The sequence below is a fragment of the Kitasatospora sp. NBC_00315 genome (genome assembly GCF_041435095.1).
Classification (GTDB): Bacteria; Actinomycetota; Actinomycetes; order Streptomycetales; family Streptomycetaceae; genus Kitasatospora.
This window is the reverse complement of record NZ_CP108025.1, coordinates 1,736,125-1,762,423: the sequence shown is the minus strand read 5'-3', so window position 1 is coordinate 1,762,423 and position 26,299 is coordinate 1,736,125. Positions and strand designations below refer to the sequence as shown.

22 protein-coding genes are annotated in these 26,299 nt (G+C 74.1%); 11 read left to right on the top strand and 11 right to left on the bottom strand.

Going from position 1 to position 26,299, the window contains the following annotated elements; translation table 11 throughout:
* Window positions 1-144 precede the first annotated feature (144 nt).
* The gene (locus OG823_RS07385) at window positions 145-666 is read left to right on the top strand and encodes a hypothetical protein (protein ID WP_371478522.1); all 522 of its coding nucleotides are present in this window, start codon (window positions 145-147) and stop codon (window positions 664-666) included.
* A gap of 82 nt (window positions 667-748) precedes the next feature.
* On the top strand, window positions 749-2,182 hold the full coding sequence (locus OG823_RS07380; RefSeq protein ID WP_371478520.1) for a multidrug effflux MFS transporter: 1,434 nt from the start codon (window positions 749-751) through the stop codon (window positions 2,180-2,182).
* Window positions 2,183-2,271: 89 nt separating this feature from the next.
* On the opposite strand, the gene OG823_RS07375 is transcribed toward OG823_RS07380, so the two are convergent.
* Both OG823_RS07375 and OG823_RS07370 read right to left on the bottom strand, forming a co-directional pair.
* Window positions 2,272-4,332, bottom strand: a complete 2,061-nt coding sequence (locus tag OG823_RS07375) for a glycosyl hydrolase family 18 protein (RefSeq protein WP_371478518.1) — start codon at window positions 4,330-4,332, stop codon at window positions 2,272-2,274.
* Between the two features lie 570 nt (window positions 4,333-4,902).
* Window positions 4,903-5,424 (bottom strand): hypothetical protein, encoded by a 522-nt coding sequence (locus tag OG823_RS07370; protein WP_371478517.1) that lies wholly within the window; start codon window positions 5,422-5,424, stop codon window positions 4,903-4,905.
* A gap of 201 nt (window positions 5,425-5,625) precedes the next feature.
* On the opposite strand from OG823_RS07370, the gene OG823_RS07365 reads away from it, so the two are divergent.
* A complete protein-coding gene (locus OG823_RS07365) occupies window positions 5,626-6,219 on the top strand; it encodes a hypothetical protein (RefSeq protein ID WP_371478515.1) in 594 nt (197 codons plus the stop codon).
* A gap of 87 nt (window positions 6,220-6,306) precedes the next feature.
* Here the strand turns inward: OG823_RS07365 and OG823_RS07360 are convergent, their stop codons facing one another.
* The 6 genes from OG823_RS07360 to OG823_RS07335 form a co-directional block, all read right to left on the bottom strand.
* Entirely contained in the window at window positions 6,307-7,260 is a 954-nt protein-coding gene (locus OG823_RS07360) for an ABC transporter substrate-binding protein (protein WP_371478514.1), read from the bottom strand.
* Between the two features lie 74 nt (window positions 7,261-7,334).
* Window positions 7,335-8,012, bottom strand: a complete 678-nt coding sequence (locus tag OG823_RS07355) for an ABC transporter permease (RefSeq protein WP_371478512.1) — start codon at window positions 8,010-8,012, stop codon at window positions 7,335-7,337.
* On the bottom strand, window positions 8,009-8,677 hold the full coding sequence (locus tag OG823_RS07350; protein WP_371478510.1) for an ABC transporter permease: 669 nt from the start codon (window positions 8,675-8,677) through the stop codon (window positions 8,009-8,011). The genes OG823_RS07355 and OG823_RS07350 overlap by 4 nt, the downstream gene beginning before the upstream one ends.
* On the bottom strand, window positions 8,667-9,737 hold the full coding sequence (locus tag OG823_RS07345) for an ABC transporter ATP-binding protein (RefSeq protein WP_371478509.1): 1,071 nt from the start codon (window positions 9,735-9,737) through the stop codon (window positions 8,667-8,669). Before OG823_RS07345 ends, OG823_RS07350 begins: the two co-directional genes overlap by 11 nt.
* A gap of 296 nt (window positions 9,738-10,033) precedes the next feature.
* The gene (locus OG823_RS07340) at window positions 10,034-10,420 is read right to left on the bottom strand and encodes a rhodanese-like domain-containing protein (protein WP_371478507.1); all 387 of its coding nucleotides are present in this window, start codon (window positions 10,418-10,420) and stop codon (window positions 10,034-10,036) included.
* A complete protein-coding gene (locus tag OG823_RS07335; RefSeq protein WP_371478505.1) occupies window positions 10,414-10,902 on the bottom strand; it encodes a cysteine dioxygenase family protein in 489 nt (162 codons plus the stop codon). The genes OG823_RS07340 and OG823_RS07335 overlap by 7 nt, the downstream gene beginning before the upstream one ends.
* A gap of 605 nt (window positions 10,903-11,507) precedes the next feature.
* Between OG823_RS07335 and OG823_RS07330 the strand changes: the two genes are divergently transcribed.
* The 7 genes from OG823_RS07330 (at window position 11,508) to OG823_RS07300 (ending at window position 22,254) form a co-directional block, all read left to right on the top strand.
* A complete protein-coding gene (locus OG823_RS07330) occupies window positions 11,508-12,350 on the top strand; it encodes a nitrilase-related carbon-nitrogen hydrolase (protein ID WP_371478504.1) in 843 nt (280 codons plus the stop codon).
* Window positions 12,351-12,361: 11 nt separating this feature from the next.
* On the top strand, window positions 12,362-13,774 hold the full coding sequence (gene hydA / locus OG823_RS07325) for a dihydropyrimidinase (RefSeq protein ID WP_371478503.1): 1,413 nt from the start codon (window positions 12,362-12,364) through the stop codon (window positions 13,772-13,774).
* A 116-nt stretch (window positions 13,775-13,890) separates the two neighbouring features.
* A complete protein-coding gene (locus OG823_RS07320) occupies window positions 13,891-14,901 on the top strand; it encodes a TIGR03842 family LLM class F420-dependent oxidoreductase (protein ID WP_371478501.1) in 1,011 nt (336 codons plus the stop codon).
* Window positions 14,902-14,929: 28 nt separating this feature from the next.
* Window positions 14,930-16,477, top strand: coding sequence for an NCS1 family nucleobase:cation symporter-1 (locus OG823_RS07315; protein ID WP_371478500.1), 1,548 nt, complete (start codon window positions 14,930-14,932; stop codon window positions 16,475-16,477).
* Between the two features lie 241 nt (window positions 16,478-16,718).
* Window positions 16,719-18,461 (top strand): RNA ligase family protein, encoded by a 1,743-nt coding sequence (locus OG823_RS07310; RefSeq protein ID WP_371478498.1) that lies wholly within the window; start codon window positions 16,719-16,721, stop codon window positions 18,459-18,461.
* Window positions 18,461-21,418 (top strand): poly(A) polymerase, encoded by a 2,958-nt coding sequence (locus OG823_RS07305; RefSeq protein WP_371478496.1) that lies wholly within the window; start codon window positions 18,461-18,463, stop codon window positions 21,416-21,418. The genes OG823_RS07310 and OG823_RS07305 overlap by 1 nt, the downstream gene beginning before the upstream one ends.
* Window positions 21,419-21,522: 104 nt before the next feature.
* Window positions 21,523-22,254, top strand: a complete 732-nt coding sequence (locus OG823_RS07300) for a hypothetical protein (RefSeq protein ID WP_371478495.1) — start codon at window positions 21,523-21,525, stop codon at window positions 22,252-22,254.
* Window positions 22,255-22,443: 189 nt separating this feature from the next.
* Here the strand turns inward: OG823_RS07300 and OG823_RS07295 are convergent, their stop codons facing one another.
* Complete coding sequence (locus tag OG823_RS07295) at window positions 22,444-23,271, bottom strand: SAM-dependent methyltransferase (protein ID WP_371478494.1); 828 nt, start codon at window positions 23,269-23,271, stop codon at window positions 22,444-22,446.
* 220 nt (window positions 23,272-23,491) lie between these two features.
* Here OG823_RS07295 and OG823_RS07290 point away from each other — a divergent pair, with 220 nt between their 5' ends.
* On the top strand, window positions 23,492-23,758 hold the full coding sequence (locus tag OG823_RS07290) for a GlsB/YeaQ/YmgE family stress response membrane protein (protein WP_371478493.1): 267 nt from the start codon (window positions 23,492-23,494) through the stop codon (window positions 23,756-23,758).
* 12 nt (window positions 23,759-23,770) lie between these two features.
* On the opposite strand, the gene OG823_RS07285 is transcribed toward OG823_RS07290, so the two are convergent.
* Together OG823_RS07285 and OG823_RS07280 are read right to left on the bottom strand one after the other, a co-directional pair.
* Complete coding sequence (locus OG823_RS07285; RefSeq protein ID WP_371478491.1) at window positions 23,771-24,358, bottom strand: TetR family transcriptional regulator; 588 nt, start codon at window positions 24,356-24,358, stop codon at window positions 23,771-23,773.
* A gap of 112 nt (window positions 24,359-24,470) precedes the next feature.
* The gene (locus OG823_RS07280) at window positions 24,471-25,502 is read right to left on the bottom strand and encodes an aldo/keto reductase (RefSeq protein ID WP_371478490.1); all 1,032 of its coding nucleotides are present in this window, start codon (window positions 25,500-25,502) and stop codon (window positions 24,471-24,473) included.
* Window positions 25,503-26,299 lie beyond the last annotated feature (797 nt).

The window sequence follows — 26,299 nt, the reverse complement described above, 5'->3', positions numbered from 1 at the left end:
CCCGCCGGAGGAGGGCGGAGCGCGACCTCGTGCTGATGCCGGAGGACCCTCGCCGGGGCCAGGATGGTGAAGGTAGGACAGCCGACGGCACGACAGCCGACGGTACGGCAGATCCGGTACCCGGGACGAAGGAGCAGGACGGTCATGGGCGTGATGGGCAGACTCGCGGTGGGTACGGCGGGGGTGGGCATGGCGCTGGCGGTCGCGGCGATCGCGGTGGGGCCGCGGCTGTCGGACTGGTACGAGGGTCGCCACCACGAGCAGGCCAGCTATGCCTCGGGCGTCGACGCCAAGGCCGGCCACCACCCGGTGCCCGGCTGGCTCCCGGACGACGCCTCCGCCGTCCACTACCTGGTCTCCACCACCAGTGACGACCGGCTGCTGCGCGCGACCGTCCCCGGCGGCCGGCTGCCGGCCGGGTGCACGGCGGTCGGTGCGGACGGCGACCGGCCCGGGGCGGCGCGCCCGGTCGCGGCGGGCGCGACGGCGCAGGCACCGGGCTCGCACCGGCTGAAGGCCGCCTGGTTCCCCGCCGAGCGGCGGGTCGCCGTCACCGGGCGGTGCGGCGACTACGCGGTGGCGCTGGCGGGGGACCAGCTCTTCGCCTGGCAGGACGCCGGGACGCTCCGGGGCGCCGCCTCGCACCACCAGGTGGCGCAGCGCTGATCCAGGTGCTGGACCCGGGGTGTCGCCCGCGGCCGCGCTGGGATAGGACGGAGCGAGCACCCGACGTCCCGTGAGGAGTCCCATGCCCGGCCCCACCCCGGAAACGGCCGACGAACAGTCGCCCATCCCACCCACCGGCCCACCGCCGGCTGCCGCACCGCACGCCGAAGGCGGGGCGAGCGACGCCGGAGCGACCGGCGCGGCGCGGAGCCACCCGGCGCGGACCGACGCGCCGGCGGGCCACCCGGCGCCGACCGGTGCGGGATCGGCGGGAGCGCCCGCCGGCCTCGGGCCGGACCTCCGGCCCGACGGCAGCCGCGCGGGCATCGGACGGGCCGGGGTGGCCGTCCTCGGCGGGCTCGTCGCCCTGGGGCCCCTCACCACGGACCTCTACCTCCCCGCGCTGCCGGCCCTGACCGCGGACCTGCACTCCACCCCCGCAGCCGCCCAGCTCACGCTCACCTTCTCGATGCTCGGCATCGCCGCCGGCCAGCTGGTCTTCGGGCCGCTGAGCGACCGGCTGGGACGCCGGCGCCCGCTGCTGGCCGGGCTGGCCGCCTACGCGCTCGCCACCCTGGTCTGCCTGACCGCCACCTCACTGCCGGTGCTGGTGGCGGGGCGGTTCGTGCAGGGCATGGCCGGTGCGGCCGGCCTGGTGATCGGCCGCGCCATCGCCCGGGACCGCTACGACGGCGTCGCGGTGGTCCGCTTCCTGGCCTCGATCGGCCTGATATCCGGGCTGGCGCCGATCCTGGCGCCGATGCTCGGCGCGCAGCTGCTGCGGGCCACCTCCTGGCGTGGCACCTTCGGCGCGCTACTCGCACTCGGGGTGCTGCTGCTGCTGATCGCGGTGGCGGCCCTGCGCGAGACCCTGCCGCCGCACCGGCGCCACGGCGGCGGGCTGGGCGCCACCCTGCGGGCGATCGGCGGGCTGCTGCGCGACACCCGGTTCCTGGGACTCGTCCTCACCAGCACCTTCGCCTTCGGCGCGCTGTTCGGTTACATCAGCGGCTCGTCCTTCGTACTGCAGCACGTGTACGGGGTCTCGCCGCAGACCTACAGCCTGCTCTTCGGGCTGAACTCGGTGGCCATCGTCGGGGTCAGCCAGCTGAACGGCCGGCTGCTCGCCCACCGGTTCCCCGCGCGTGGGCTGATGACGGCGGGCCTGGCGGTCTGCGCGGCGGCGGCGACCGCCCTGGTGCTGCTCACCGGCGTCTGGGACCTCGGCCTGGCGGGCTTCTGCCCGGCGGTGTTCGTCATGATGGGCAGCATGGGTGTGGTGCTGCCCAACTCGGCGGCGACGGCGCTGACCATGGTCGACCCGCCGTCCGCCGGATCGGCCTCCGCGCTGCTGGGTCTGGGCACGTTCCTGTGCGGCGCGGTGGTCGCGCCGCTCAGCAGCGCCGGCGGTGAGCCGTCGGCGCTGGTGCTGGGCGTGGTGGTGCTCACCTGCGCGCTGCTCTCCTGTGCCGCGTACCTGCTGCTCTGTCGGCCCTGGGCCCGCCCGGCGGCCTGAGCGGGCCGGGTGCGCGGACACCGCCGGGGGCGGTGCGGGCATCGGCCCGCACCGCCCCCGGCGGCTCGTCAAGCGGTCGGCAGGTGACGTCAGGCGATGGAGAAGTCGTCGCCGAAGACGTTGCCCTGTCCGTACCAGCCGTGCAGGTAGACGGTGACGGTGCCGGAGGCACCGGTGGTGAACGGAACGGTGAGCTTGGTCCAGCCGCTCGCCGCGGGGGTCCAGGTGCTGGCCGTGGCGCCGCCGCTGACGCCGAGGTAGGCGTAGTTGCCCTGCACCCAGGCGGAGAGCGTGTAGCTGTGGTTCGGGGCCAGGGTCACGCTCTGACCGCACTCACCGGTCTGCGAGGCGCCGGCCGCGGCCTGCAGTGCGTGGGTGCCGCCGTGGGCCGGGGTGGAGACGACCGCGCCGCCGCTCTGGCAGGTCCACGGGGCCAGGCTGCCGCTCTCCAGGTCGCCGTTGACCAGGCTGGTCGTGGTGGTGGTGCCGGTGACCGTCAGGGTGTAGGTGGCGGTGTGGCTGCCGGAGGCGCCGGTGGCCTTGACGGTCAGCGGGTAGCTGCCCGGGGTGGTGGCGGCGGTGGTGCTGACCGACAGGGTCGCGCCGGCGCCGGCGGTGACCGAACCCGGGTTGACGGTGGCGGTGACGCCGGCCGGGGCGCCGGTGACGCTCAGCGCCAGGGTCTGCGCGGCGCCGGAGGTGACGGCCGTGGAGAGCGCGGCGGTGGTCGCGGACCCGGCCGCGACCGAGCCGGTGGCCGGGCTGACGGCGAGCGAGAAGTCGTTGGCCGGCTGGGTGCCGGTCACCGTCAGGGTGTAGGTGGCGGTGTGGCTGCCGGAGGCGCCGGTGGCCTTGACGGTCAGCGGGTAGCTGCCCGGGGCGGTGGCGGCGGTGGTGGAGACCGACAGGGTCGCGCCGGCGCCGGCGGTGACCGAGGTCGGGTTGACGGTGGCGGTGACGCCGGCCGGGGCGCCGGTGACGCTCAGCGCCAGGCTCTGGGCGGAACCGGAGGTGACGGCGGTGGCGATGCTCGCACTCGCGCTACCGCCCGGGGCGACCGAGCCGGCCGCGGGGGAGGAACTCAACGAGAAGTCGTTGACCGGCGTGCTGGTGCCGCCGGTGTACGGCGCGAAGATGTGGCTGAAGTCCCAGGTGCCCTGGCTGATGCCGGAGCAGCTGTCGGAGCCCGCCGTGCCGGCGCAGCCGCCGTTGTCACGCTGCAGGGCCCAGAACGAGAGCGTGTTGACGCCCTTGGAGAGCGCCCAGTTGTAGACGCTGGTGGCGTCCGCGACGGTGAAGGTCTCGCCGGGGCCGAAGTCGTCGATGCCGAGCATCTCGATGATGCCGATCGAACCCCACAACTGGGCCGCGGTCTTGGTCGGGTAGAGCTTGGCCAGCTGGTTGTAGAGCCCGGTGCTCGCGGTCTGCGTGTCGGTCGCCATGTTGTGCGAGGCGCCGTCGTAGTAGTCGAACGTCATCTGGTTGACGACGTCGATCCGCGCGTTGTTGGTGACGGCGTTCTTGATGACGGCGAGGCCGCTGGAGGCGAGGCCGCTGGTGGTGGTCGGCAGGGTGTAGGAGAACTGGATGGAACGGCCGTTGGCGGCGGCCCAGTCCTCGACGATCTTGATCGCCTTGTTGCGGCGGTCGATACCGGCCGTGTTGGTCAGCGAGTTGTCCTCGATGTCGAGGTCGATCCGGCTGACGTCATAGGTGGTGATGACGTTCTCGAACGCGGCGGCGATCTGGTTGACGTCGGTGCAGCTGTCGGCCAGTTCGGTGCCGGTGTTGTCGGCCGTGTAGCCGCCGAACGACGGGATCACGTCGCCGCCGTTGGCCCGGATCTGGGCGATCTGGGCGCCGAAGGTGGCGTTGGAGACCGGCATCGTGCTGTCGCCGTTCCAGTACGCCGTGCAGGAGCCCTTGGTGGCGGTCTGCAGGAACGCCATGGTGAGGTTCTTGGCACCGGACTGGGCGGCGAGAGTGGCGGGGTTGTCCCCGGTCCAGGCCTCGAAGTAGGGGGCGAAGATCCGGCTGGGCAGCGGCGTCGCGGCCTGGGCCGAGGTCGTACCGAAGGCCATCAGGCCGGCGGACGCGGCCAGCGTGGCACAGGTGGCGACGATGGCCTGGACTGATCTGCGTAGGCGCATGTGTTCTCCAACAGACGTGTTGACGTTGACAGTTGGTGACAGTGATTCGGCCTCGGCCGGAGCCGTGGCCGAGCGCCCGGGCGGGGAGGTGCCGGGGCGGACGGCGGTGCAGGGGCACGGTCGCCGTACGGGTCGGGGGTGGTCGGGAAACGGGCAGGGCAAGCCCCGCCGGCCGGTGGTCACACCCCCACAGTGCATCCCGGTCGGATGGACAACGCCTATAGTTGGACTAGACCACTCGTCTGTCAAGGCTCCTAACAGTTCGTCAGCGAAGAGCCTGGGTGAGCCGGTCCTGTGCGCGGCCCGATATCGCTTGCGGTGGCTCGTGCGGTCGGAGACGATCGCCCGCACGGGCGACCACGGCGGAGAGGGCGTCCGGCGCCCGGGCGGGTGGGCCCCGCAGGCACCGCCGACCCCGGCGGGCGGCCCGGGCCACCGGCCACTCCGTGCGTCCCCGCGCCTCCCGTCGCCGCCTCTCCCGCCCCCGCTCTCCCGTCGCCGTGTGCCAACGGCCGCCGGCGACGCCCGGGCCGCCCGAGCGGGCTCACGGGTGTCGCCGGCGGCCGGGGTTCAGGAGGTGGGGCAGACGGTGGCCCGGACGGCGTCGAGGATCCTGGCGGCCTTGTCGGGGCCGAAGCCCGAGGGGTGGTCCGCGGAGGTGAACCGCTGGTTCGCCAGATCCACCAGCTTGGCCTTGTCCTTGGGGAACTGGTAGATCGACTGGCAGAGGTTCCGGGCCCGGTCGGCGGCCTTGTCGGAGGCGCCCGCGACGATGCCGGGGTCGATCGCGTCGAGTGCGGCGGCGAGCTTCGTGACGGTGGCCGGGTCGGGCGCGGGCGGCAGTCCGGCGTCCGCCGGCGGGGAGGGCTTGGCCGTGGCCGGGGGCGCCGCCGGGTCGGGCGGCGGTGTCGTACCGGCCGGATCCGTGGCCGGGCCGGCGCTGTCGGCGGCAGGCGTGGTGGTGGCGGCGGTGGACGGGCCGGACGCGGCGGACGACGGGGCGGCCGCGGAGGGGTCGCCGCTGCTGGAACAGGCCGCCAGGGTGAGGGCGGCGGTCGCCGTGAGGGTGGCGGCGAGGAGGCGTGTGCGCATCGCCCTACGGTGTCATGTCCCCGCCGGGTGGTCGCGGGTCGTGACGACCTTGTGATCTGGCCCCGACCCGCCGCCGTGGCACCCCCGGCCCGCGGCCGGAGCACCCCCGGGCCGCCGCCGAGGCATCCCCGGCCCGCGGCCGGAGCACCCCCGGGGCCGTCGCCGAAGCCCCCCGCGCCGAGGGGCGGATAGCCTGGCCGGATGCCAGTCGAAGGCTTCGCCACGACCCAGTTCCAGCTCGTGCTGCTCCGGCGGATGGCCGACTTCAACCCCGGGCCGGTGGAGCGTGCGGTGGTCCGCCTGGGCTGCACCGGAGCCGAGGCGCGGGAGGCGAACCGGCGTTGGCAGGCGATGGTCCGCTCGGCCCGGTTCCCGCGCGGGGCCCGGCGCTACGCCGCGGTGCTCGGCCCGCCGGAGGCGACGTTCCGCCGCCGGATCGGCGATCTGGTCTGCACGGCGCAGCAGTGGTCGCTCCCGCTCTGGCCCGAGCTCCGGTTCGAGATCCTGCTCGCTCCCGGGGAGGCCGGCGCCGCGCCGGTGCTGAACGAGTGGCTGGTGCGCGCGGCCGGTTCGCCGCCGCCCGCCCTGCGCACCCTCGCCGACCTGACCCCCTGGAGCTGTGTGGTGTCGGACCTCGGGGCGGCCTTCCCGGACGCCCGCCCGCGTGAGGGCAGCGCACCGACGCGGTGGCAGCTCGACTTCACCGCGCCCGGTCCCACCGGTGAGCCGCAGCTCCTCACGGCGGACTTCACCTGGGGATTGCTGCAGGAGGTCCGACCGCGCCCGGCCGGGTGAGGACGGGTCGGTGCCCTGGCCCGGCCGGGCGAGGCCCCCGGGCGTGCGGCCCCGGCCCGCCGGGCACCCCGGCGGGCCGGGCCGGGATCAGCCCAGGCCGTTGGACTTCAGCCAGTCCTTGGCGACCGTCGACGGGTCCTCCTTGTCGACGGCGACGCGCTTCATCAGCGCCGTCAGCCCGGCGGTGTCGAGCTTCGCCGACACCGCGTTCAGCGCGGCCGTCGCCGTGGCGTCCACGCCCGCCTTGTTCACCAGCGGGGTGACGTTCTGCGCGCCGAACACGTTCTTCGGGTCGGCCAGCGACACCAGCTTGAGCTGGACGATCTTCGGGTCGGTGGTGAACACGTTGCCGACCTGGACGGTGCTGTCCTTGATCGCGTTCGCGGTGGTGTCGCCGGTCGGCTTCCACTCCTTGAACGTCAGCCCGTAGACGTCCTTGAACTGCTGCTCACGGCGGGACTTGAACTCCGGCGGCCCGCCGATGGTGAAGGACGACGCCTGCGCCGGGAGGTCGGCGATGCTCTTCAGGTTGTACTTGTCGGCGGTCTCCTGGGAGACGGTCAGGGAGTCCTTGTCCTCGGCGGCCGCGGAGTCCAGGACGCCGAGCGTGGCGGGCAGCGCCTTGGCCAGCGCGGCGTTCACGTCGGCGGTGGTGACGGCGGTGGTCTTGGCGTCGAGGTAGCCGAGCAGCGCGCCGTTGTACTCGGGCAGCACGGTCAGGCTGCCGTTCTGCAACTGGCCGTAGAGCACCTCGCGGCTGCCGATGTTGAACTTCTCCTCGACCTTGACGCCCTTGGCCTTGAGCGCCTGCGAGTAGATCGAGCCGAGCAGCACGTTCTCGGGGAAGTTCGCCGAGCCGACCACCACGGTCGCGCCCGCGCCCGCGCCGGAGGCCGGGGCGGGCGCCGCCGCCGAGGAGGACGAGGCGGCGAGCGGGTCGCCGCCGGAGGAGCCGCAGGCGGCCGTGCCGAGCGCGAGGGCGGCGAGGGCGGCGGCGCTGGCGGCACGGCGGGTCGTCCGGCCGCGGGCGTTGAATGACATGGAGAGGTTCCTTTCGGGAAACGGTGACGGTCTTCGGGCGACCGCGGGAAGTCCGGCGGAAGGCCGCTGGGAGGTCATTGGGGCCGGCGCCGGGCCCGGAGGCCGGGGGGCAGCGCGTAGCGGGCGAGCAGGGCGAAGAACAGCTGGGCGACGACCGCGAGCAGCACCACCAGCACCGCCCCGCCCACCGTCACCGCGAAGTCGCGGGTGGCCAGACCGTCGATGACGTACCGGCCGAGGCCGCCGAGACCCACGTACGCGGCCACCGTGGCGGTCGCGATCACCTGGACGGTGGCGGTGCGCAGCCCCGCGAGCAGGGCGGGCAGGGCCGAGGGCAGGCAGACGCCCAGCAGGACCTGCCGGTGTGTCATCCCGACGCCGCGCGCGGCGTCCCGGGCGTCGGGGTCGGTGTCCCGGACGCCCTCGACGGCCGCCAGCAGCAGCGGCGGGGCGGCGAGCGCGACCAGGGCGAGGAGCACGGCGGTGTCGCCGACGCCGGCGAGCAGCACGGCCAGCGTCACCAGTCCGAGGGTGGGCAACGCGCGGGCCGCGCCGGCCGTCGCGGTCACCAGCGTGACGCCGCGCCCGGTGTAGCCGATCAGCAGGCCGAGCGGGACGGCGAGCAGGGCCGCGTAGAACAGGGCCTCGCCGCAGAGCGCGAGGTGTTCGGTGATCCGGTGGACGATCGAGTCGGGGCCGCTGAGGCGGTCCGGGGAGGTGAAGAAGGCGTCGAGCCAGTGGAACCAGTTCACGCCCGTACCGCCTTCTCGCGGACCGCCCAGGGGGCCAGCAGCCGGCGTGCCGTCACCAGGACCAGGTCGGTGACCAGGGCCAGTGCGGCGGTCAGCACGATGCCGGCCACGATCGGGGTCGGGAAGGTGCGCTGGAAGCCGTCGATGAAGAGGTAGCCGAGGCCGCCCCGCCCGATCAGGGCGCCGACGCCGGCCAGCGAGATGCTGGAGACGGCGGCCACCCGCAGCCCGGAGACCAGGTACGGCACCGCCGCCGGGAGCTCGACGGCGGTCAGCCGGTGCCAGGGCCCGTAGCCCATCGCGGTCGCCGCCTGCCGGACGGCGTCCGGCACCGCGCGCAGGCCGTCCACCGTGGTCGGCAGCAGGACGGCGATGGCGTAGAAGGTGAGCGGGATCATCACGGTGGCGCGGGTGGCCAGCCCGGTGTACGGGATGAGGACGACGAAGACCGCGAGCGAGGGCAGCGCGTACACGATGGTGAAGAAGGCGGCGAACGGCTGGTAGAGCCGCGGGAAGCGGGCGCAGGCCAGGCCCAGCGGCAGCGCGACGAGCAGCCCGATCAGCACCGGGACCAGCGCGATCACGGCGTGGTCGCCGAGCAGGCCGGCGAGATAGCCGAGGTGGTCACCGATCCAGTACCAGCGGACGAGAGGTTCACCGTCCACCGTCGCCCCCGCTCGGCAGCGCCTGCGGCAGGGTGGCGGAGAGGGCGGACAGGACGGCCTCGCGGGTGGCCGTGCCGGTCACCCGGCCCTCGGTGTCCACGGCCACGGCGACCCCGGCGGGGGAGAGCACGGCGGCGTCCAGGGCGGAGCGCAGGGTGTCCGCGTCGGGCCGGTACACGGCGGCGGGCAGCAACACGGCGTCGGCCGTACGGTCGATCCAGCCGATCGGACGCCGGGTGTCGTCCACCGTCAGCTCCCAGGCCCCGTACCGCAGGCCGTCCTCCACCGGGCGCAGCGCGATTGCGGCGGCCGGGCGCAGGGCGAGCCCGCGCAGGCCCCGGTCACGGCCGAGGAAGGCGGCCACCCGATCGTCCGCCGGGGCGGTCAGCAGGGTGTGCGGGTCGGCGAGCTGGGCGATCTCACCGTGCTCGCGCAGCACCACGACCCGGTCGCCGAGCCGCACGGCCTCCTCGATGTCGTGCGTGACGAAGAGAATGGTCTTGCTCAACTCGGACTGCAGTCGGAGCAGTTCCTCCTGAAGGCCGGCCCGGACCACCGGGTCGACGGCGCTGAACGGCTCGTCCATCAGGAGCACCGGCGGATCGGCGGCGAGGGCCCGGGCCACGCCCACGCGCTGCTGCTGGCCGCCGGAGAGCTGGAACGGGTAGCGCTTGGCCGTCTCGGGGGCGAGGCCGACCAGTTCGAGCAGTTCGGCGGCCCGGGCGCGGGCCTTCCTGCGGTCCCAGCCCAGCAGGTAGGGGACGGTGGCGATGTTGTCGATCACCCGCCGGTGCGGGAAGAGGCCGGCCTGCTGGATGACGTAGCCGATGCCCCGGCGCAGCCTGGCCGCGTCGAGGTCGGCGACGTCGGTGCCGTCCAGCAGGACCCGCCCGGAGGTCGGCTCGACCATCCGGTTGACCATCCGCAGCAGGGTGGTCTTGCCGCAGCCGGACGGGCCGACCAGCACGGTCGTCCGGCCGGTGGGTATGTCGAGGTCGAGGCTCCCGACGGCGATGGTGCCGTCGGGATGGCGCTTGCCGGCGCCGTCGAATCTGATCACTGAGCTTCCTGCCTGTGGCACATCGTCATGAACTGCTCGGGTCCGGACCGGCCGCCGGGTGGCGGACGGCCGCCGGCCCCGAACCCCGCCCGGTCATGTGTTCGAGCATCTCCCGCTCGCGTGACTGCCCCGGTTCGGGCCGGCGGAAACCCTGCCAGGCTACGATCTCGATCTTTCGCTGTCCCGGATTTGCGTCCGTTCGGCTCCGGGAACGGGCTGCGCCGGATCCGAACGGACCTCGGCCGGCTCCCGTTCGGCCGAACGGGAGCCGGCCGAGGTCCGCGGTCGAACGGGCGTCAGCCGCCCGGCCTGGTCGGCAGTCCGGCGGCGGCCCAGCCGACGAAGCCGCCGTCCAGATCGGTGGCCCGGTGCAGCCCCAGCTCGCGCAGCGAGGCGGCGGCCAGGCTGGAGGCGTAGCCCTCGGAGCAGACCACCACCACCTCGATGTCGTAGCCCGTGGCCTCGGGGATCCGGTGACTGCCCGTCGGATCGAGCCGCCACTCCAGCACGTTCCGCTCGATGATCAGCGAGCCGGGGATCTCGCCCTCGCGGGCGCGCTGCGCCGCCGGGCGGATGTCGACCAGCAGCGCGCCCTCCTGCTGCACGTCGTAGGCCTCACGGGCCCTCGGCCGGTGCACGCCCTCCCGGGCACGCTCCACCAGGTCGTCGATCGTGGTCACCACTGGTCCGCTCCTTCCACCGAGGTGCGGACGAGGCCGCCGGCCCGCAGTTCGTAGTGCGACATCTCGCTCAGCGGCGGCGAGTAGGCGTGCAGGGTGACGGCGGGGCCGGAGGCCGTGTTGCGCACGTCGTGGACGTACTCGGGGCCGAAGGCCCGCATCGTCCCCGAGGAGAGCCGCCGGATCAGCAGGCCCTGGTCGGCGCCGCCGAGCGAGAGCTCCTCCAGCTCGCCGAGCGCGACGGTGAAGGCGCCGCGTGCGCCGCCGTGGTCGTGGAAGCCGGTGGACTGCCCGGGCAGCCAGCTGATCAGCCAGACCTCGTGGTCCTCGGAGGACTCCAGCCGCTCGTACCAGCGTTCGTCGGTGGCGAGGCGGACCTTGTGGATCCACCGGTCGGGCTGCTCGGCGAGATCGCGCACGATCGTGCGCAGGGCGTCGGGGGAGAGCGGGGCGCGGGCGGTCTCGGACGCGAGTTCCAGGCTCATGCGGTCGTCCTCGGGAGGTGGAGGGACGGCGCGGCCCGGGATGCGGGCGCGCGGAACGGAGGAGATCCGGACGGCGCGGGGCGCCGCCGGGTACTCGGGGAGTTTCAGAGGTGCGCGGCGCGGGCCCTGGAGGAGGTCACAGGACGGAAGCCGGCGGGGGAGCCAGGGTCAACAGGCACAGATGGAACTCGCCTGGCGTCGCAGATCGACGTGCAGGCGGCAGACCAGAACGGTGCCGGAATCCATGGGCCGATAGTCGCGGACGGGAGGACCGCACGTCAAGCCGGGTCCGCGGGCCGGTCGGCCGTGTCGCCCGCGGGCCCGGCCCCGGTCGCCCGGCCCGCCCGCGCTGGTCCGCCGACCGGCCCGCGCGCCGTGGCCGTGCGCCACAGGCGTACCAGGGGCATCCGCTGGGTACATCACCGTTTCACCCGATACGGGCGTACCCGCGTGTCCGCTTAACAAGACCGACCCTGCCACGTTACGTCCGACGTATTGTCAGGCAACTGAGGCCGGGCCTACGGTCTACGCACGTAGATCCGCCCCGTAGACCCTCGAACCGAAGGCCCGATCCCCCGACGGGCCACGGAGTTGCGGAGGTACCCATGACCCGAAACGTCCGCGCGGCCCTCGTCCAGACGAAGTGGACGGGCGACCAGGAGTCCATGATCGGCCTTCATGAGCGGTACGCCCGTGAGGCCGCCGCCCAGGGCGCGCAGATCATCGGCTTCCAGGAGGTGTTCAACGCGCCGTACTTCTGCCAGGTACAGGAGCCCGAGCACTACCGCTGGGCCGAGGCCGTCCCGGACGGCCCGACCGTCGTCCGGATGCAGGCGCTCGCCCGCGAGCTCGGCCTGGTGATCGTCGTCCCGGTCTACGAGGAGGAGCAGCCGGGCGTCTACTACAACACCGCCGCCGTGATCGACGCCGACGGAAGCTACCTCGGCAAGTACCGCAAGCACCACATTCCGCAGGTCAAGGGTTTCTGGGAGAAGTACTACTTCAAGCCCGGCAACCTCGGCTGGCCGGTCTTCGACACCGCCGTCGGCAAGGTCGGCGTGTACATCTGTTACGACCGGCACTTCCCCGAGGGCTGGCGGGCGCTCGGTCTGGCCGGCGCCGAGATCGTCTACAACCCCTCCGCCACCAGCCGGGGCCTGTCCGCCTACCTCTGGCAGCTGGAGCAGCCGGCGGCGGCCGTCGCCAACGAGTACTTCGTGGCGGCGATCAACCGGGTCGGCACCGAGGAGTACGGCGACAACGACTTCTACGGCACCTCCTACTTCGTCGACCCGCGCGGCCGGTTCGTCGGCGAGCCCGCCTCGGACAAGGAGGAGGAGCTGGTCGTGCGCGACCTCGACCTCGACCTGATCGAGGAGGTCCGCCAGCAGTGGGCCTTCTACCGGGACCGCCGCCCCGAGGCCTACGGGCCGCTGGCCGAGGCTTGAGGGGGAGCGGCATGACCCGTACGGTCGTCCGGGGCGGTCTGGTGATCACCGCCGCCGAGGAACTGCACGCCGACGTCCTGATCGAGGACGGCCGGATCGCCGCCCTCGCCGCCACCGGCAGCTCCGCCGCCGGGGCCTGGAGCGCCGACACCGCGATCGACGCCACCGGTCTGTACGTCATCCCGGGCGGGGTCGACGTGCACACCCACATGGAGCTGCCGTTCGGCGGCACCGCCGCCTCGGACACCTTCGAGACCGGCACCCGCGCGGCGGCCTGGGGCGGCACCACCACCATCGTCGACTTCGCCGTCCAGCCGGTCGGCGGCTCGCTGCGCGAGGGACTGGACGCCTGGCACGCCAAGGCCGAGGGCAACTGCGCCGTCGACTACGGCTTCCACACCATCGTCTCGGACGTCAACGAGTCGGTGCTCAAGGAGATGGACGCCCTCGTCGACTCCGGCGAGTCCACCTCCTTCAAGCTGTTCATGGCCTACCCCGGGGTCTTCTACAGCGACGACGGCCGGATCCTGCGCGCCATGCAGCGCGGCGCCGCCAACGGCGGCCTGATCATGATGCACGCCGAGAACGGCATCGCCATCGACGTGCTGGTCGAACAGGCGCTCGCCGCCGGGAAGACCGACCCCCGCTACCACGGCGAGGTCCGCCGCGAACTGCTGGAGGCCGAGGCCACCCACCGGGCGATCAAGCTCGCCCAGGTCGCCGGCAGCCCGCTGTACGTCGTGCACGTCTCGGCCGCCTCGGCGCTGGCCGAACTGGCCCGGGCCCGCGACGAGGGACACAACGTCTTCGGCGAGACCTGCCCCCAGTACCTCTTCCTCTCCACCGACAACCTGGCGGAGCACGGCACGGACGGCTTCGAGGGCGCCAAGTACGTCTGCTCCACGCCGCTGCGTCCGCGCGAGCACCAGGAGGCGCTCTGGCGCGGCCTGCGCACCAACGACCTCCAGGTGGTCTCCACCGACCACTGCCCGTTCTGCTTCTCCGGGCAGAAGGAGCTCGGCCGGGGCGACTTCTCCAAGATCCCCAACGGACTGCCCGGCGTGGAGAACCGGATGGACCTGCTGCACCAGGCCGTGGTCGACGGCCGGATCAGCCGCCGCCGCTGGATCGAGATCGCCTGCGCCACCCCGGCCCGGATGTTCGGCCTCTACCCCCGCAAGGGCACCATCGCCCCCGGCGCCGACGCCGACCTGGTGGTGTACGACCCGGCCGCCGTGCAGACCGTCTCGGCCGCGACCCACCACATGAACGTCGACTACTCGGCGTACGAGGGCAGGCAGCTGACCGGCCGGGCCAGGACCGTCCTGTCGCGCGGCACCGTCGTCCTCGACGACGGCCGCTGGCTCGGCCGGGCCGGGCACGGCGCCTTCCTGCGCCGCGACACCTGCCAGTACCTCACCTGAGCGACCGTCAGCACCGCCCGGGGCCGGTGGGCCCGCCCCGGGCGGGTCCCGCATCTCCCCGCCGCATCTCCCACGCCGCAAGCCCGCGTGCCGCACCCCCGGATTGGTGGACCCTCATGGACATCGGCCTCGTCCTGCAGACCGACCCGCCCGCCCGCCTGCTGATCGACCGGATGGTCCGGGCCGAACAGGCCGGCTTCAGCCACGGCTGGACCTTCGACTCCTGCGTGCTGTGGCAGGAGCCCTTCGTCATCTACAGCCGGATCCTCGCCGCCACCGAACGCCTGCACGTCGGCACGATGGTCACCAACCCCTCCACCCGCACCTGGGAGGTGACCGCCTCCGCCTTCGCGACCCTCAACGACATGTACGGCAACCGGACGGTCTGCGGCATCGGGCGCGGCGACTCCGCGATGCGGGTGGCCGGCCGCAAACCCGCCACCCTGGCCCGGCTCTCCGAGGCGATGCACGCCATCAAGGAACTCGCCGAGGGCCGCACGGTGGAGGTCGACGGCACCGAGATGCACCTGCCCTGGGTCACCGCCGGCGCCCTGCCGGTCTGGATGGGCGCGTACGGTCCCAAGGCCCTCGCGCTCACCGGTCACCAGGCCGACGGTTTCATCCTGCAACTCGCCGACCCCTACCTCACCGAGTACATGATCAAGGCCGTCCGCGCCGCCGCCGCCGAGGCCGGACGCGACCCCGCGGACGTCACCATCTGCGTCGCCGCGCCCGCCTACGTCACCGCCGACGACTCGCCCGAGGCGCTCGCGCACGCGCGCGAGCAGTGCCGCTGGTTCGGCGGCATGGTCGGCAACCACGTCGCCGACCTGGTCAGCCACTACGGCGAGCACTCCGACCTCGTCCCCGAGGCGCTCACCGCCTACATCAAGGACCGGCACGGGTACGACTACAGCCACCACGGCCGCGCCGGGAACCCCGACACCGAGTTCGTCCCGGACGAGATCGTCGACCGGTTCTGCCTGATCGGCACCCCCGCGGCCCAACTGGAGAAGCTGGAGCGGCTCCGGGAGCTCGGGGTCGACCAGTTCGCCGTCTACGCCATGCACGACGCCGTCGAGCAGACCATCGACGCGTACGGCAGCGACGTGATCCCGCACCTGTGACCCTCCCCCCGACAGAACGGCGGTGCCCGTGAGCGAGATAGCGGCCGGCAGACCCGGCGGCGCGCAGACCACCCACCCGGACGGCCGGGTCGAACTCGACCCGGCCGCGCCACTGCCGGCGAACGGCTTCACCAACGAGGACCTGCGGCCCGTCCCGGTCGCCCGCAGGACGTGGACGACGTACAACTTCCTCGCGCTCTGGGTCGGCATGGCCCACAACATCCCGTCCTGGACGCTCGCCTCCGGCCTGGTCGCGCTCGGCATGGACTGGAAGCAGGCCGTGCTCACCATCGGGCTGGCCAACCTCGTCGTGCTCGTCCCGATGCTGCTCAACGGCCACGCCGGCACCAAGTACGGGATCCCGTTCCCGGTCTTCGCCAGGGCCGCGTTCGGGCTGCGCGGCGCCAACCTGCCCGCGCTGATCCGGGCCGCGGTGGCCTGCGCCTGGTTCGGGATCCAGACCTGGATCGGCGGTGAGGGCATCTTCCTGCTGGCCGGCAAGCTGTTCGGGCACGGCTGGCAGACCGCCGGCGACATCGCCGGCTATCCGTGGACCCAGTGGCTCTCCTTCCTGGTCTTCTGGGCGATCGAGATGGCCGTCATCGGGCGCGGCATGGAGACCCTGCGCCGGTTCGAGAACTGGGCCGCGCCGTTCGTCATCGTCGGCGCGCTCGGCCTGCTGGCCTGGATCACCGCCAAGGCCGGCGGCTTCGGGCCGCTGCTCGACCAGCCCTCGAAGCTCGGCTGGGGCCACGGCTTCTGGACGGTGTTCTTCCCGGCCCTGATGGGCATGATCGGCTTCTGGTCCACCCTGTCGCTGAACATCCCCGACTTCACCCGCTTCGGCGGCAGCCAGCGCGCCCAGATCCGTGGGCAGGCCCTCGGCCTGCCCACCACCATGACCCTCTTCGCGCTGCTCTCGGTGCTGGTCACCTCCGGCTCGCAGGCCGTCTACGGCGAACCGATCTGGGATCCGATCGCGCTGGCCGCCAAGATGGAGAGCGTCCCCGGGACGCTCTTCGCGCTGCTGGTCGTCCTGGTCGCGACCCTGTCGGTGAACATCGCCGCCAACGTGGTCAGTCCCGCCTACGACCTGGCCAACCTGCTCCCACGGTTCGTCAACTTCCGCACCGGGGCGATGATCACCGGCGTGGTCGGGATCGTCATCATGCCGTGGAAGCTGATCTCCGACCCGCACGTCTACATCTTCACCTGGCTCGGCGTGGTCGGCGGCCTGCTCGGCACCGTGGCCGGCGTGCTGATCGCCGACTACTGGATCCTGCGGCGCACCGAACTGGTGCTAGCCGACCTCTACCGGCGCGGCGGCGCCTACTGGTACGCGGGCGGCTGGAACTGGCGGGCCGTCACCGCGCTCCTGGTGGGCGGTGTTCTCGCCGTCGGCGGCTCCTACGGCGGCCCGTTCCCGCCGGACGGCATGATCCCCACCCTCAAGCCGCTCGCCGACTACGGCTGGGCGGTGGGCCTGACCTCCGCGCTGCTGCTGTACACCGCGCTGAGCACCGGCGCGGGGCGCGGACCGGGGCGGCCGGGCGGGAGCGGCCGGTCCCCCCGCTAGCGACGGTCTTGGAGCGATCGGCACATGGTGGGCGGCGTCGCGACGCCCGGACCCGTGCCTGGACCGCGTTGTCGTCAGTCCCCGCAGCTCCGCTGCTGCTCCATCCTCCGCGTTGCAGGACCCGGCCCGAACGCCGCTCCTTCATCCACCCACCATGTGCCGGTCGCTCTTAATCGATGGATCCGCTCCCGGCGGGCTCCTACAGTGGCCCGGGTCCTGACGTTGTCACCGGGAGCGGACCATGCGCGTGCACTACCCCCGTACGCCGCACCTCCCCTGGTCACCGGGGGCGGCGGCGGACGACGTGCGGGCCGGCGACCTGGCGGGGCCGGCGGGCGCGGAGGTGGTGGTCACCGAGAAGCTCGACGGGGAGAACACCACCCTCTACGCCGACGGACTGCACGCCCGCTCGCTCGACTCCGCACACCACCCCTCCCGGGCCTGGGTCAAGGGCCTGCAGGGGCGGATCGGCCCGGCCCTCGCGCCGGACCTGCGGATCTGCGGCGAGAACCTCTACGCGCGGCACTCGCTCGGGTACGAGGACCTGGACAGCTGGTTCTACGGCTTCTCGGTCTGGACCGGCCCCCGCTGCCTGGACTGGGACGCCACCGTCCGCCTCCTGCGCCGCCTCGGGATCCCGGTCCCCAGGACCCTCTGGCGCGGCGTCTTCGACGAGCGGGCGCTGCGCGCTCTGCGCCTGGACCCGGCGCGGCAGGAGGGCTACGTCGTACGGACGGTCGCGGGGTTCGAGCGGGCCGACTTCGGGCAGCGGGTGGCCAAGTGGGTGCGCCCGGGCCACGTCCGGACCGACACGCACTGGATGTACGCCCCCGTGGTGGAGAACGGCCTCGGGCCGGCCGCCGCCCTGTGGGCGGTACGCTCCGGCGCGGCCCCCGACGTACCCGCCCTGCTCGCGGCGCTGGGCCTGCCCGCGCCGGACGGCGCTCCCGTGGTGGAGGCCGTGGCCGAGGCGTCCGCCCGGCTCGACGTCCTCGGACGCTCGGGGGACGCGCGGCTCGCCGGAGTGCTCGCCGCACTGCTGCACGGGAGCCCCCGGGCCCGGCTGGCGCCCCGGCTGGCGGCGCCGCTCGGCATGCGCACGGCACGCCGGGTGGCCGATCTGGTCGGCCTCCACACCGGCCTGCACCGCCCCTACCCGGACGAGGAGCGCCGCAGCGGCCTGCTCCGGATGACGGCGGCGGCCGACCTCGGCGTGCTGCACGCCGTCGCCGCGGCCGTGCTGACCGGGCGCTCGGGGACGGAGGCCGCCGAGGCACGCGAGCAGGTCGCCTGGTCCGCCCTGCACGCCGAGGACGCCGGACTGCTCGGCGAGGCACCGCTCGAACCGCTGCGCACCGGCCTGCGCGAGGCACTCGCCGGGCTCGACCCCGACGCGGCCGACCGCTGCTGGGCCGAGACGAGGGAGGCACTCGCCCGGGGGCGGAGCGGCGGCGTCGAGGAGGCGGTGGCGGCGACCTGGCGCTGGCGCGCCGGGGCCTTCCCCCGGCTGGTGCACCTGAGCGGCCCCTGCGGCAGCGGCAAGAGCCGGTTCGCCGGCGGCCTGCCGGGAGCCGGCACCCTGGTCTCACTCGACGACCTGCGCTCGGCCCGGGGATCGCGCGCCGACCAGCGGGCCAACGGTGACGTCCTGCGCGAGGGCCTGGACCGGCTCGACACCGCCCTGGCCGCCGGTGGCACGGTGGTCTGGGACGCCACCTCGCTCAACCGGCAGCAGCGGTCGCTGGTCCAGCAGGTCGCGCACCGCCGCGACGCGCTCGTCACCCAGGCGGTCGTGCTGGTGGACGAGGCCGAGCTGATCCGGCGCAACGCCGTCCGCGCGCACCCCGTCCCGGCCGAGGTGCTCACCGCCCAGCTGCACCGGTTCACCCCGCCCTACCCCGGCCAGGCGCACCGCACCTGGTACGTCGGCGCCGGGGGCACCGTCGAGGACGTCCACGGCACTCTGCACGGAACGGAAGCCTGATGCGCACCAGCGAGCAGATCTACCACCGGGTCTGCTGGGACCAGCGCTTCGACGCGGCCCGGTTCGTCCTCGGCGTCGGGCGGCGGGGCGCCGGGACCGCGCGGGTGCCGCTGCCCGCGTTCGTCCCCGGCGGTGACATCCCCTGGCACCGGGTGCTGTTCGTCGAAGCCGACGGCGAGCTGGTCTGGGACCGCGCCACCGGGCTCGACCGGCTGGACGCCACCCGGGCCGGCCGGGCCGGGCGACCGCGCCGGCTGCGCGCGCCGTTCTTCACCCCGAGCACGCCGCACGCCTGGGACGGATCGGCCTGGAGCCCCGGGGCCGGCGCCGACCGGCCGGCCCCGGCGAGCCTGCGACTGCTGACCTGGAACACCCTCTGGGACCGCTACGACAGCGACCGGATCGACACCGCCGGCCGCCGGCCACTGCTACTGGCGGCCCTCGCGCGGGCCGACGCCGACGTCATCGCCCTGCAGGAGGTCGAGGCGGACCTGCTCGACCTCCTGCTCGCGGCGCCCTGGGTCCGGGCCGGCTACACCCTGGGCACCGACCCGGCCGGGACGGAGGTCGAGGACACCGGGCTGCTGATGCTCAGCCGCCTGCCGGTGCACGAGGCCGGCCGGCACGCGCTCGGCCCGCACAAGGCGGTCACCGCCGTCACGCTGGCGGGCGCCACCGCCCCGCTGGTGGTCGCCGCCACCCACCTGAGCAGCGACCACACCGACAACGGCGCCGCCCGGCGCCGGCAGGAACTCGCCGTGCTCGCCGAGGGGCTGGCCCGGGTGGACGGCGAGCTCGTCCTGATGGGCGACTTCAACGACAGCGACGACGGGCCCCAGGGGCCGGCCGCCACCCTCGGTCTGCGGGACGCCTGGACCGACGTGCACGGGCCCGGTGACCGGACGCCCACCTTCGATCCGGGCACCAACCCGCTGGCCGCCGTCTCCTCACTCTCCGGCCGGGCGTCCCGGCTGGACCGGATCCTGCTGCGCACCGGCGGATCGCACCCGGCCACGGCGGCGCTGCTCGGCGACTCGCCCACCCCGGCGGGACAGTACGCCTCGGACCACTACGGCGTGCTGGCCGAACTCCACCCCGGGCCGGCCGGCGCCGAGGACCGGAGCGCCGAGGCGCTCGACCTCGCGCCGACGGCCCGCACCGCCCTGGCGTGGCTGCCGCCCGAGGAGCTCCGGCCGGCCGTCCAGGCCGTCCGCCGTGAGCACGATCCGCAGATCCACCGCCGGCCGCCGCACGTCGACCTGCTCTTCGGCTTCGTACCGGAGTCCGACTTCGAACGGGCCGCCCCGCTGCTCTCCGCCGCCGTGGCCGGGACGGCCGCCTTCACCGCCCGACTGGACGGGATCCGCAGCTTCGAGCACCGGGACGGCGCCACCGTCCGGCTCGACCCGCCGGCGGGCGGCGCCGAACCGTGGACCGAACTGCACCGTGCGCTGCTCGGACGCTTCCCGCGCTGCCAGGGCCGCGCGGAGGAGTTCACCCCGCATCTGAGCCTCGGCCGGACGGCGGCCTCCGGACCGGTCACCGGACCGGCCGCCGCGGACCGGGCCGTGTGGCCGAGGGCGACGTCGGCCCTGGTGGGGGAGTTGGTCCTGCTCTCCCGGCGGGGTGACGAGCCGATGCGGCCGCGCGCCACGCTCAGGCTGGGCACCGGCGAGCTGCGGTGGACGCCCGAGCCACCGGCCGCCGACCTGCTCGCGGCGGAGGGCCCTCTCGGGCAGGGCGGCTCCCTCGCGGTGGAGGACTCTCCCGTGGTGGGTGACTCGCCGGTGGGTCGTGCCCGCGCGGCGGACGACCGGCGGGAGGGGACGGCCCGGTCGGTGTTCCGGCGGGTCTCCGAGGCCCTGGAGGAGGGCTTCGTCCACCTCGTCGGCTCCCGTCGCACGGGCGGCGCGCTCGCGGGGGCAGACCTCGACCTGGTGGCGGCGCTGCCCGGCACCGTCGACCTGACGGACGTACAGGGGCGCCTGGCGGCCGCGCTGCCCGGCGCCACCGGACTGCGCCGGGTGACCGGCGCCCGGGTGCCCGGTCTGCGGTTTCGCCTGGACGGCCTGGACGTGGACCTGGTCGTGGTGGCCACCGGCCCCGTCGACCCGGCCGCGGCGGTGGCGCGCCGGGCGGGGATCGGCGAGGCGGCCGCCGTCGCGTTGAGCGCCGTGAGCGACGCCGAGGCCCTGGCGGCCGAGGGCGGTGAGGAGCACGCCCGGCTGGCGGCGCGGGTGAAGGCCTGGGCCAGGGCGCGCGGCCTCGACTCGGCGCCGTTCGGCGGGCTGCCGGGCCTGGCCTGGTCCGTCCTGGCCGCCCGGACGGCGCGCGAGGCCCCCGGCGCGACGGGACAGGAGCTGCTCCGCCACTTCTTCGCCTCCTGGGCGGCCTGGGACTGGCGGGAGCCCGTCGCGCTCGCCGACGGCCCGTCGACCCGGCCCCCGGTGGCTCCGGAATCCGTCCGGTCGTCCGTGACGGTCCTGACGCCCACCGCCCCGGTGCGCAGCTGCACCGACCAGGTCGGCCCCGGTGGCCTGGATCTGCTGGTCCAGGAGCTCTACCGGGCCTGGGAGCTCCTCGAAGCGGCCGCCTCGGACGGTGGTGACCCCTGGCCGGAGCTGCTGTCCCCGCCGCCGCTGCACCGCCGGCACGCGGCCTGGGCGGTGCTGAGCGTGGAGGCCGCCCGGAGCGAGGAGTTCGAGGAGACCCGGGGCCGGGTCCGGGGCCGGCTGCGGGCGCTGCTCGCCGCTCTGGCGCAGGCCGGTGCGGCCGACGCCCATGCCTGGCCCCGGCCGTTCGAGAGCGGACCGGTGTCGGCGCGGTACGCGATCGGCCTCGGACGCACGCCGCCGGACGCCGCCGCCCTGGCCGCGATCGCCGGGCGGTGGGGCAGGGGTCTGCCCGGCGTCGGGCTCACCAGGGCGGCCTGCGGCGAGGTGCCGACGCTGCGCTGACCGGGCGTCCGCTCCCCGGGCCTTGATCTGCGTCACTCTTGGCCGGATCCGGCCCGGCCGCCCGTCCGGCAGTGGTTGAGTGGTCGCCCGTGACTCATACACGTATGCGAAGCGCCGCTCTGGCCGTGCTCTGCGGGCTGCTGCCCGCGCTGTTCCTGACCGCCTGCGACAAGGACGCCGTCGGCGGCGGCGCCGACCGCTCCGCCGCCGCCCGCTCCGCCACCGCCACGGGGCCGGTGAGCGCGGTGGACGGCAGGAAGCTCGCTGCGGCGGTCGCGCTTCCGGCGGAGGACTGGGGCACCGGTTTCGAGAAGGGCGACCCCTACGAGGACGCGGCCTCCGACTACTCCGTGACCGACGCGTCGTGCAAGGAGCAGATCGGCAGGGCACCGGCCTCACTGGTGGCCCAACTGTCCCGTTACGTCAGCGCGCCCTCCCCCGACCGGCAGACCGTCGACCACCTCGGGTCGAGCGGGATCTCGGTGTTCGGCGCGCAGGCCGACGCGAAGAAGGACTTCGCGGACTCCAGGGCCGACTTCGCGCGCTGCCCGTCCTGGACCAACGCCGACGGGACCACCACGGACAGCGACGACCGGGTGGTGGAGGCCCCCGCGCTGCAACTCGCCGACGAGGTCTTCGCGGTGGAGGGCCGGACCCGGTACGCGAACGACGGCGGCGGCCTGCTCCCGTTCTACCAGCTGACGGCCCGCAAGGGCACGAACGTCCTGACGGCCTCGCTCGACGGAGCGCAGGGGAGCTCGACCACCGAGCTGGCGGCCCTCGTGCAGGCGGCCATGACCACGATGCTGGTGAAGCTGGACGCCGAGACCGCCTGACCCGGCCGAGGAGTGGGGGCGGCCCGCTGCCGGGACGCCCCCACCGGGAGCCGGGACGCCCCCACTGGGAGCCGGGCCACCGGGAGCCGGGTCGCGGGACACTCCGACATCCTCCACCCCGACACTCCGACGGCCCGACGTGACGGCGCGGCGGGCGTGATCTCCGCCGGTGCGGCGAGCGGCGTCCGATCAGGTCTTGCGGGCCACCGCGCCGTACATGCTGACCCGGTCCGCGCCCTCGGCCGGCTCGTCCTCCGGTCGCCAGAGCGGCACGGTGACCACACCCGGTTCCAGCAGCTCCAGGCCGGTGAGGAACCCCGCGACCTCGGTGCGCGAGCGCCCCACCAGCGGGGCCGTCGCCCGGGTGTAGACCCCGGTGACGCGCTCCCTGACCGCGGCGGGGAGGAAGTCGGCCGTCCCGTGCGAGAGCACCAGGTGGCTGCCGGGGGCCAGGGCGGCGAGCAGCTCCTCGACGATCGCGTACGGCTTCTCCTCCTCGGGGAGGAAGTGCAGCACCGCGGCGAGGACCAGGGCGACCGGGCGGTCGAAGTCGATGAGATCCTTCACCTGGGCGGCGGCGAGGATCCCGGCCGGATCGCGCAGGTCGGCCTGCAGGACGTCGGTGCGGCCCCGGCCCATGCCGGCCATCAGGGCGCGGGCGTGGGTCAGCACGATCGGGTCGTTGTCGACGTACACCACCCGGGCCTGCGGATTGACCTGCTGGGCGATCTCGTGGGTGTTGCCGGCCGTCGGTATGCCGGTGCCGATGTCCAGGAACTGGTCGATGCCCTGCTCGGCGACGTGCCGTATCGCGCGCTGCAGGAAGCTCCGGTTGGCCCGGGCGGTGGAGCGGAACTCCGGGTTGGCGGCGAGTGCCCGCTCGGCGGCCTCGCGGTCGGCCGGGAAGTTGTCCTTGCCGCCCAGGTAGTAGTCGTACATCCGTGCGGGGTGTGGCACTTCGGGTCGCAGATCCGCGGAGGGCGCGGCCTCCGGCGTCCGACTGCTGTTCTGCTCCACCAGGACCTCCGCCTGCTGATCATCCGTTGATCGTTCCGCGCACAGCCTAGGGGTTCGGCGGCCCGGACGGTGATCCGTTGTCAGGCCGGTTCCTTCGCCGCGACGGTGGCCCGATCCGTCCGCCCCGGGATCGCGCCCGCAACCGGAGGGCGCCCCCGTGCGTCCTGTCGGGCAGGGGCGGCCGGGACCGGGCCGCGCAGCGGAGGGCGGAGACACAATCATGGGCATCGTCGCGTGGATAGTCCTGGGGCTCATCGCCGGAGCCGTCGCGAAGTTCCTGCTGCCGGGCCGTGACCCGGGCGGCCTGATCGTGACCACGCTGATCGGCGTGGCCGGCTCGTTCGTCGGCGGCTGGATCAGCTCGAAGGTGTTCGACCGGCCGATCTCCGCCCACTTCTTCGACCTGGCCACCTGGGGCTCGGCGATCGGCGGCGCGTTGGTGCTGCTGATCCTCTACCGGATCTTCTTCGGCAACTCCCGCAGCTGACGGCCGGCCTCTTCAGTGGGCGCGCAGGCCGTTGAGGAGGAGGGCCCAGAGCGCCTCGAAGTCGGCCTCGGCCCGCGGGCCCGCCCACTCGCCGGCGTACCCGGGGTCGTGGAAGTGCGCGGTGGCGTGGAACACGGCGCGGGCCGCCGTCGGTACGTGGGTCGGGGTGAACGCACCCTGGTGGATGCCGTCCTGGAGGATCTCGGCGATCTGTCCGGTGAGTGTCTCGATGTGGTCGGCCACGGTGTGGCTGGCCTCGCCGACCAGGGTCATGTAGGTGGCGAACAGCTCCGGGTCGTCCAGTGCCTTCTTCCGCTTGGCCGCGAACAGCGTTCCCAGCCAGCGGTGCAGCCGCTCCACGGCGGAGCCGCGCTCCAGGGCGACGGCGGCGAGCCGGTCGTGCTCCTGGTCCAGCCAGCGCTGGGTCACCGACTCGCGCAGCGCGGCCTTGCTCGGGAAGTGCCGGTACACGCTGCCGTGGCTGACGCCGAGGGCCCGGGCGATGTCCACGACGGTGGCCTTCGCCGGACCGTACCGCCGCAGGACGTCCTCCGCCGCGCTCAGGATCTGCTCGGGGGTGAGTGCGTTGTCCGAGGTCACGGGGAGGTACGTCCTTACGGGTGACGGCGGGCCGGGCGGGCTGCCGGTGGGGCCTGTGGTGGCGCTGGTGGTGCCGGGGCCCGCCCGCTCCGGGGGATGCCCCCGGAGCCGGTCAGTGCTCGCTGTCGAGGTGGGCCATCTGAGCGGCAGCGTACCGGTCCCCGGCGGCGGACCCGGCCGGCACGGCGGCCTCGACGGCGGCCAGGTCGTCTGCGGAGAGCCGCACCTCCAGGGCGCCGAGGGCCTCGGTGAGGCGGTCCCGGCGGCGGGCACCGACCAGCGGCACGATGTCCTCGCCGCGCGAGGCGACCCAGGCGATGGCGACCTGTGCGACGCTGACGCCCTTGTCCTGTGCGATCGTCCGCAGGGCCTCCACCAGGGCCAGGTTGTGGGTCAGGTTGTCGCCCTGGAAGCGCGGGCTGAAGGCGCGGAAGTCCGTGCCCGAGGTGTCGCGCTCCGGGTTCCAGTGACCGCTGAGCAGGCCGCGCGAGAGCACGCCGTAGGCGGTCACGCCGATGCCCAGTTCACGGGCGGTCGGCAGGATCGCGTCCTCGATCGAGCGGGAGAGCAGGGAGTACTCGATCTGCAGGTCGCTGATCGGGTGCACGGCGGCGGCGCGGCGCAGGGTGTCGGGGCCGACCTCGGAGAGCCCGATGTGGCGTACGTGGCCCGCCTTCACCAGATCGGCGATCGCGCCGACGGTCTCCTCGATCGGCACCTTCGGGTCGAGGCGGGCCGGGCGGTAGACGTCGACGTGGTCCGTGCGCAGGCGGCGCAGCGTGTACGCGAGTGCGGTCTTGGTCGCGGCGGGGCTCGCGTCGTAGCCGAGCCAGCTGCCGTCCGGGCCGCGCTGGGCGCCGAACTTCACGCTGATCCGGACGGCGTCGCGGTCGCGCCCGCGCAGCGCCTCGTGGATGAGCAGCTCGTTGTGGCCCATGCCGTAGAAGTCGCCGGTGTCGAGCAGGGTGACCCCGGCGTCCAGGGCGGCGTGGATGGTGGCGATGCTCTCCGCCTCGTCGGCGGGGCCGTAGAGGTCGGACATGCCCATGCAGCCGAGGCCGATGGCCGAGACGGTGGGGCCGGTGCTGCCGAGACGGCGGCCGGGGATGTCCCGGTGCGCGGGGCCGGCGGGGGACGGGGTCATTGCGGGCTCCCTGGTGGGTGATGACTGACGGGTGACCGATAACAACTATGGCACTTGCGATGACAGATTTCAATATCTGTCAGTCAACATGCGTCAGGATCGCTGCGTGTCGATGTCGAGCGGGGGCCACGGCCGAGCAGGGGCCACGACCGGTCGGACGGCGCGGCCGGCTCCGGCGGCCCCTCCCTCCTCCCAGCGGGCCCCCGGACATCATCGAGCCGCGACCGCCGCCCGTCCCGGAGGCTCGCCTCCGTCCGCCGCCTCCCGCCACCTTTCCCCCGTGGTTCCCGCTCACCTCGCTCATGCCGCACCCCACTCATGCCGCACCCCACCCCGCTCCACTCCCGCCATGCCCGGTCCCTTCTGGCGCACCCGTCCCTGCCGACGCATCCGTCCCTGCTGATGCACCCATTCCGGCCGAAGCACCGTCCCCGCCGCGCCACTCGTCCAGCGCCTGTGTGCGCCCTCTGCGCGCCGTCCGCGCCGTGTGGCGGCGCGCGCACAACTCCCGCGCCACAACCCGCCCGTCCGGGACCCGATCCGGTACCGGTCACTGATCCGCTGTCACCCATCCGGCGTGGATCGGGCGTGCCGGGGCCGTCCGCGCTGCCGATCCCGGGCGAGCGGTCCATGGTGGAGATGGGCGCGATCCGGCGACCGCGCTCGCGCGTCGATCCAGGCCCACGCGCCGTGCGCCCCCTGCCGACCGCCCGGCGGGCGACCGAGGCTGGGCCCGGGGCCGGCGTGCTGGGAGCAGGGCCACCTCGCAGGAAGCCGAACGGTTCTTCTAGGCTCAC

Coding starts and splice junctions, on each gene's coding strand:
- OG823_RS07385 (WP_371478522.1), top strand. CDS start 145: ATGGGCGTGATGGGCAGACTCGCGGTGGGTACGGCGGGGGTGGGCATG.
- OG823_RS07380 (WP_371478520.1), top strand. CDS start 749: ATGCCCGGCCCCACCCCGGAAACGGCCGACGAACAGTCGCCCATCCCA.
- OG823_RS07375 (WP_371478518.1), bottom strand. CDS start 4,332: ATGCGCCTACGCAGATCAGTCCAGGCCATCGTCGCCACCTGTGCCACG.
- OG823_RS07370 (WP_371478517.1), bottom strand. CDS start 5,424: ATGCGCACACGCCTCCTCGCCGCCACCCTCACGGCGACCGCCGCCCTC.
- OG823_RS07365 (WP_371478515.1), top strand. CDS start 5,626: ATGCCAGTCGAAGGCTTCGCCACGACCCAGTTCCAGCTCGTGCTGCTC.
- OG823_RS07360 (WP_371478514.1), bottom strand. CDS start 7,260: ATGTCATTCAACGCCCGCGGCCGGACGACCCGCCGTGCCGCCAGCGCC.
- OG823_RS07335 (WP_371478505.1), bottom strand. CDS start 10,902: ATGAGCCTGGAACTCGCGTCCGAGACCGCCCGCGCCCCGCTCTCCCCC.
- OG823_RS07330 (WP_371478504.1), top strand. CDS start 11,508: ATGACCCGAAACGTCCGCGCGGCCCTCGTCCAGACGAAGTGGACGGGC.
- hydA (WP_371478503.1), top strand. CDS start 12,362: ATGACCCGTACGGTCGTCCGGGGCGGTCTGGTGATCACCGCCGCCGAG.
- OG823_RS07320 (WP_371478501.1), top strand. CDS start 13,891: ATGGACATCGGCCTCGTCCTGCAGACCGACCCGCCCGCCCGCCTGCTG.
- OG823_RS07310 (WP_371478498.1), top strand. CDS start 16,719: ATGCGCGTGCACTACCCCCGTACGCCGCACCTCCCCTGGTCACCGGGG.
- OG823_RS07305 (WP_371478496.1), top strand. CDS start 18,461: ATGCGCACCAGCGAGCAGATCTACCACCGGGTCTGCTGGGACCAGCGC.
- OG823_RS07300 (WP_371478495.1), top strand. CDS start 21,523: ATGCGAAGCGCCGCTCTGGCCGTGCTCTGCGGGCTGCTGCCCGCGCTG.
- OG823_RS07290 (WP_371478493.1), top strand. CDS start 23,492: ATGGGCATCGTCGCGTGGATAGTCCTGGGGCTCATCGCCGGAGCCGTC.
- OG823_RS07280 (WP_371478490.1), bottom strand. CDS start 25,502: ATGACCCCGTCCCCCGCCGGCCCCGCGCACCGGGACATCCCCGGCCGC.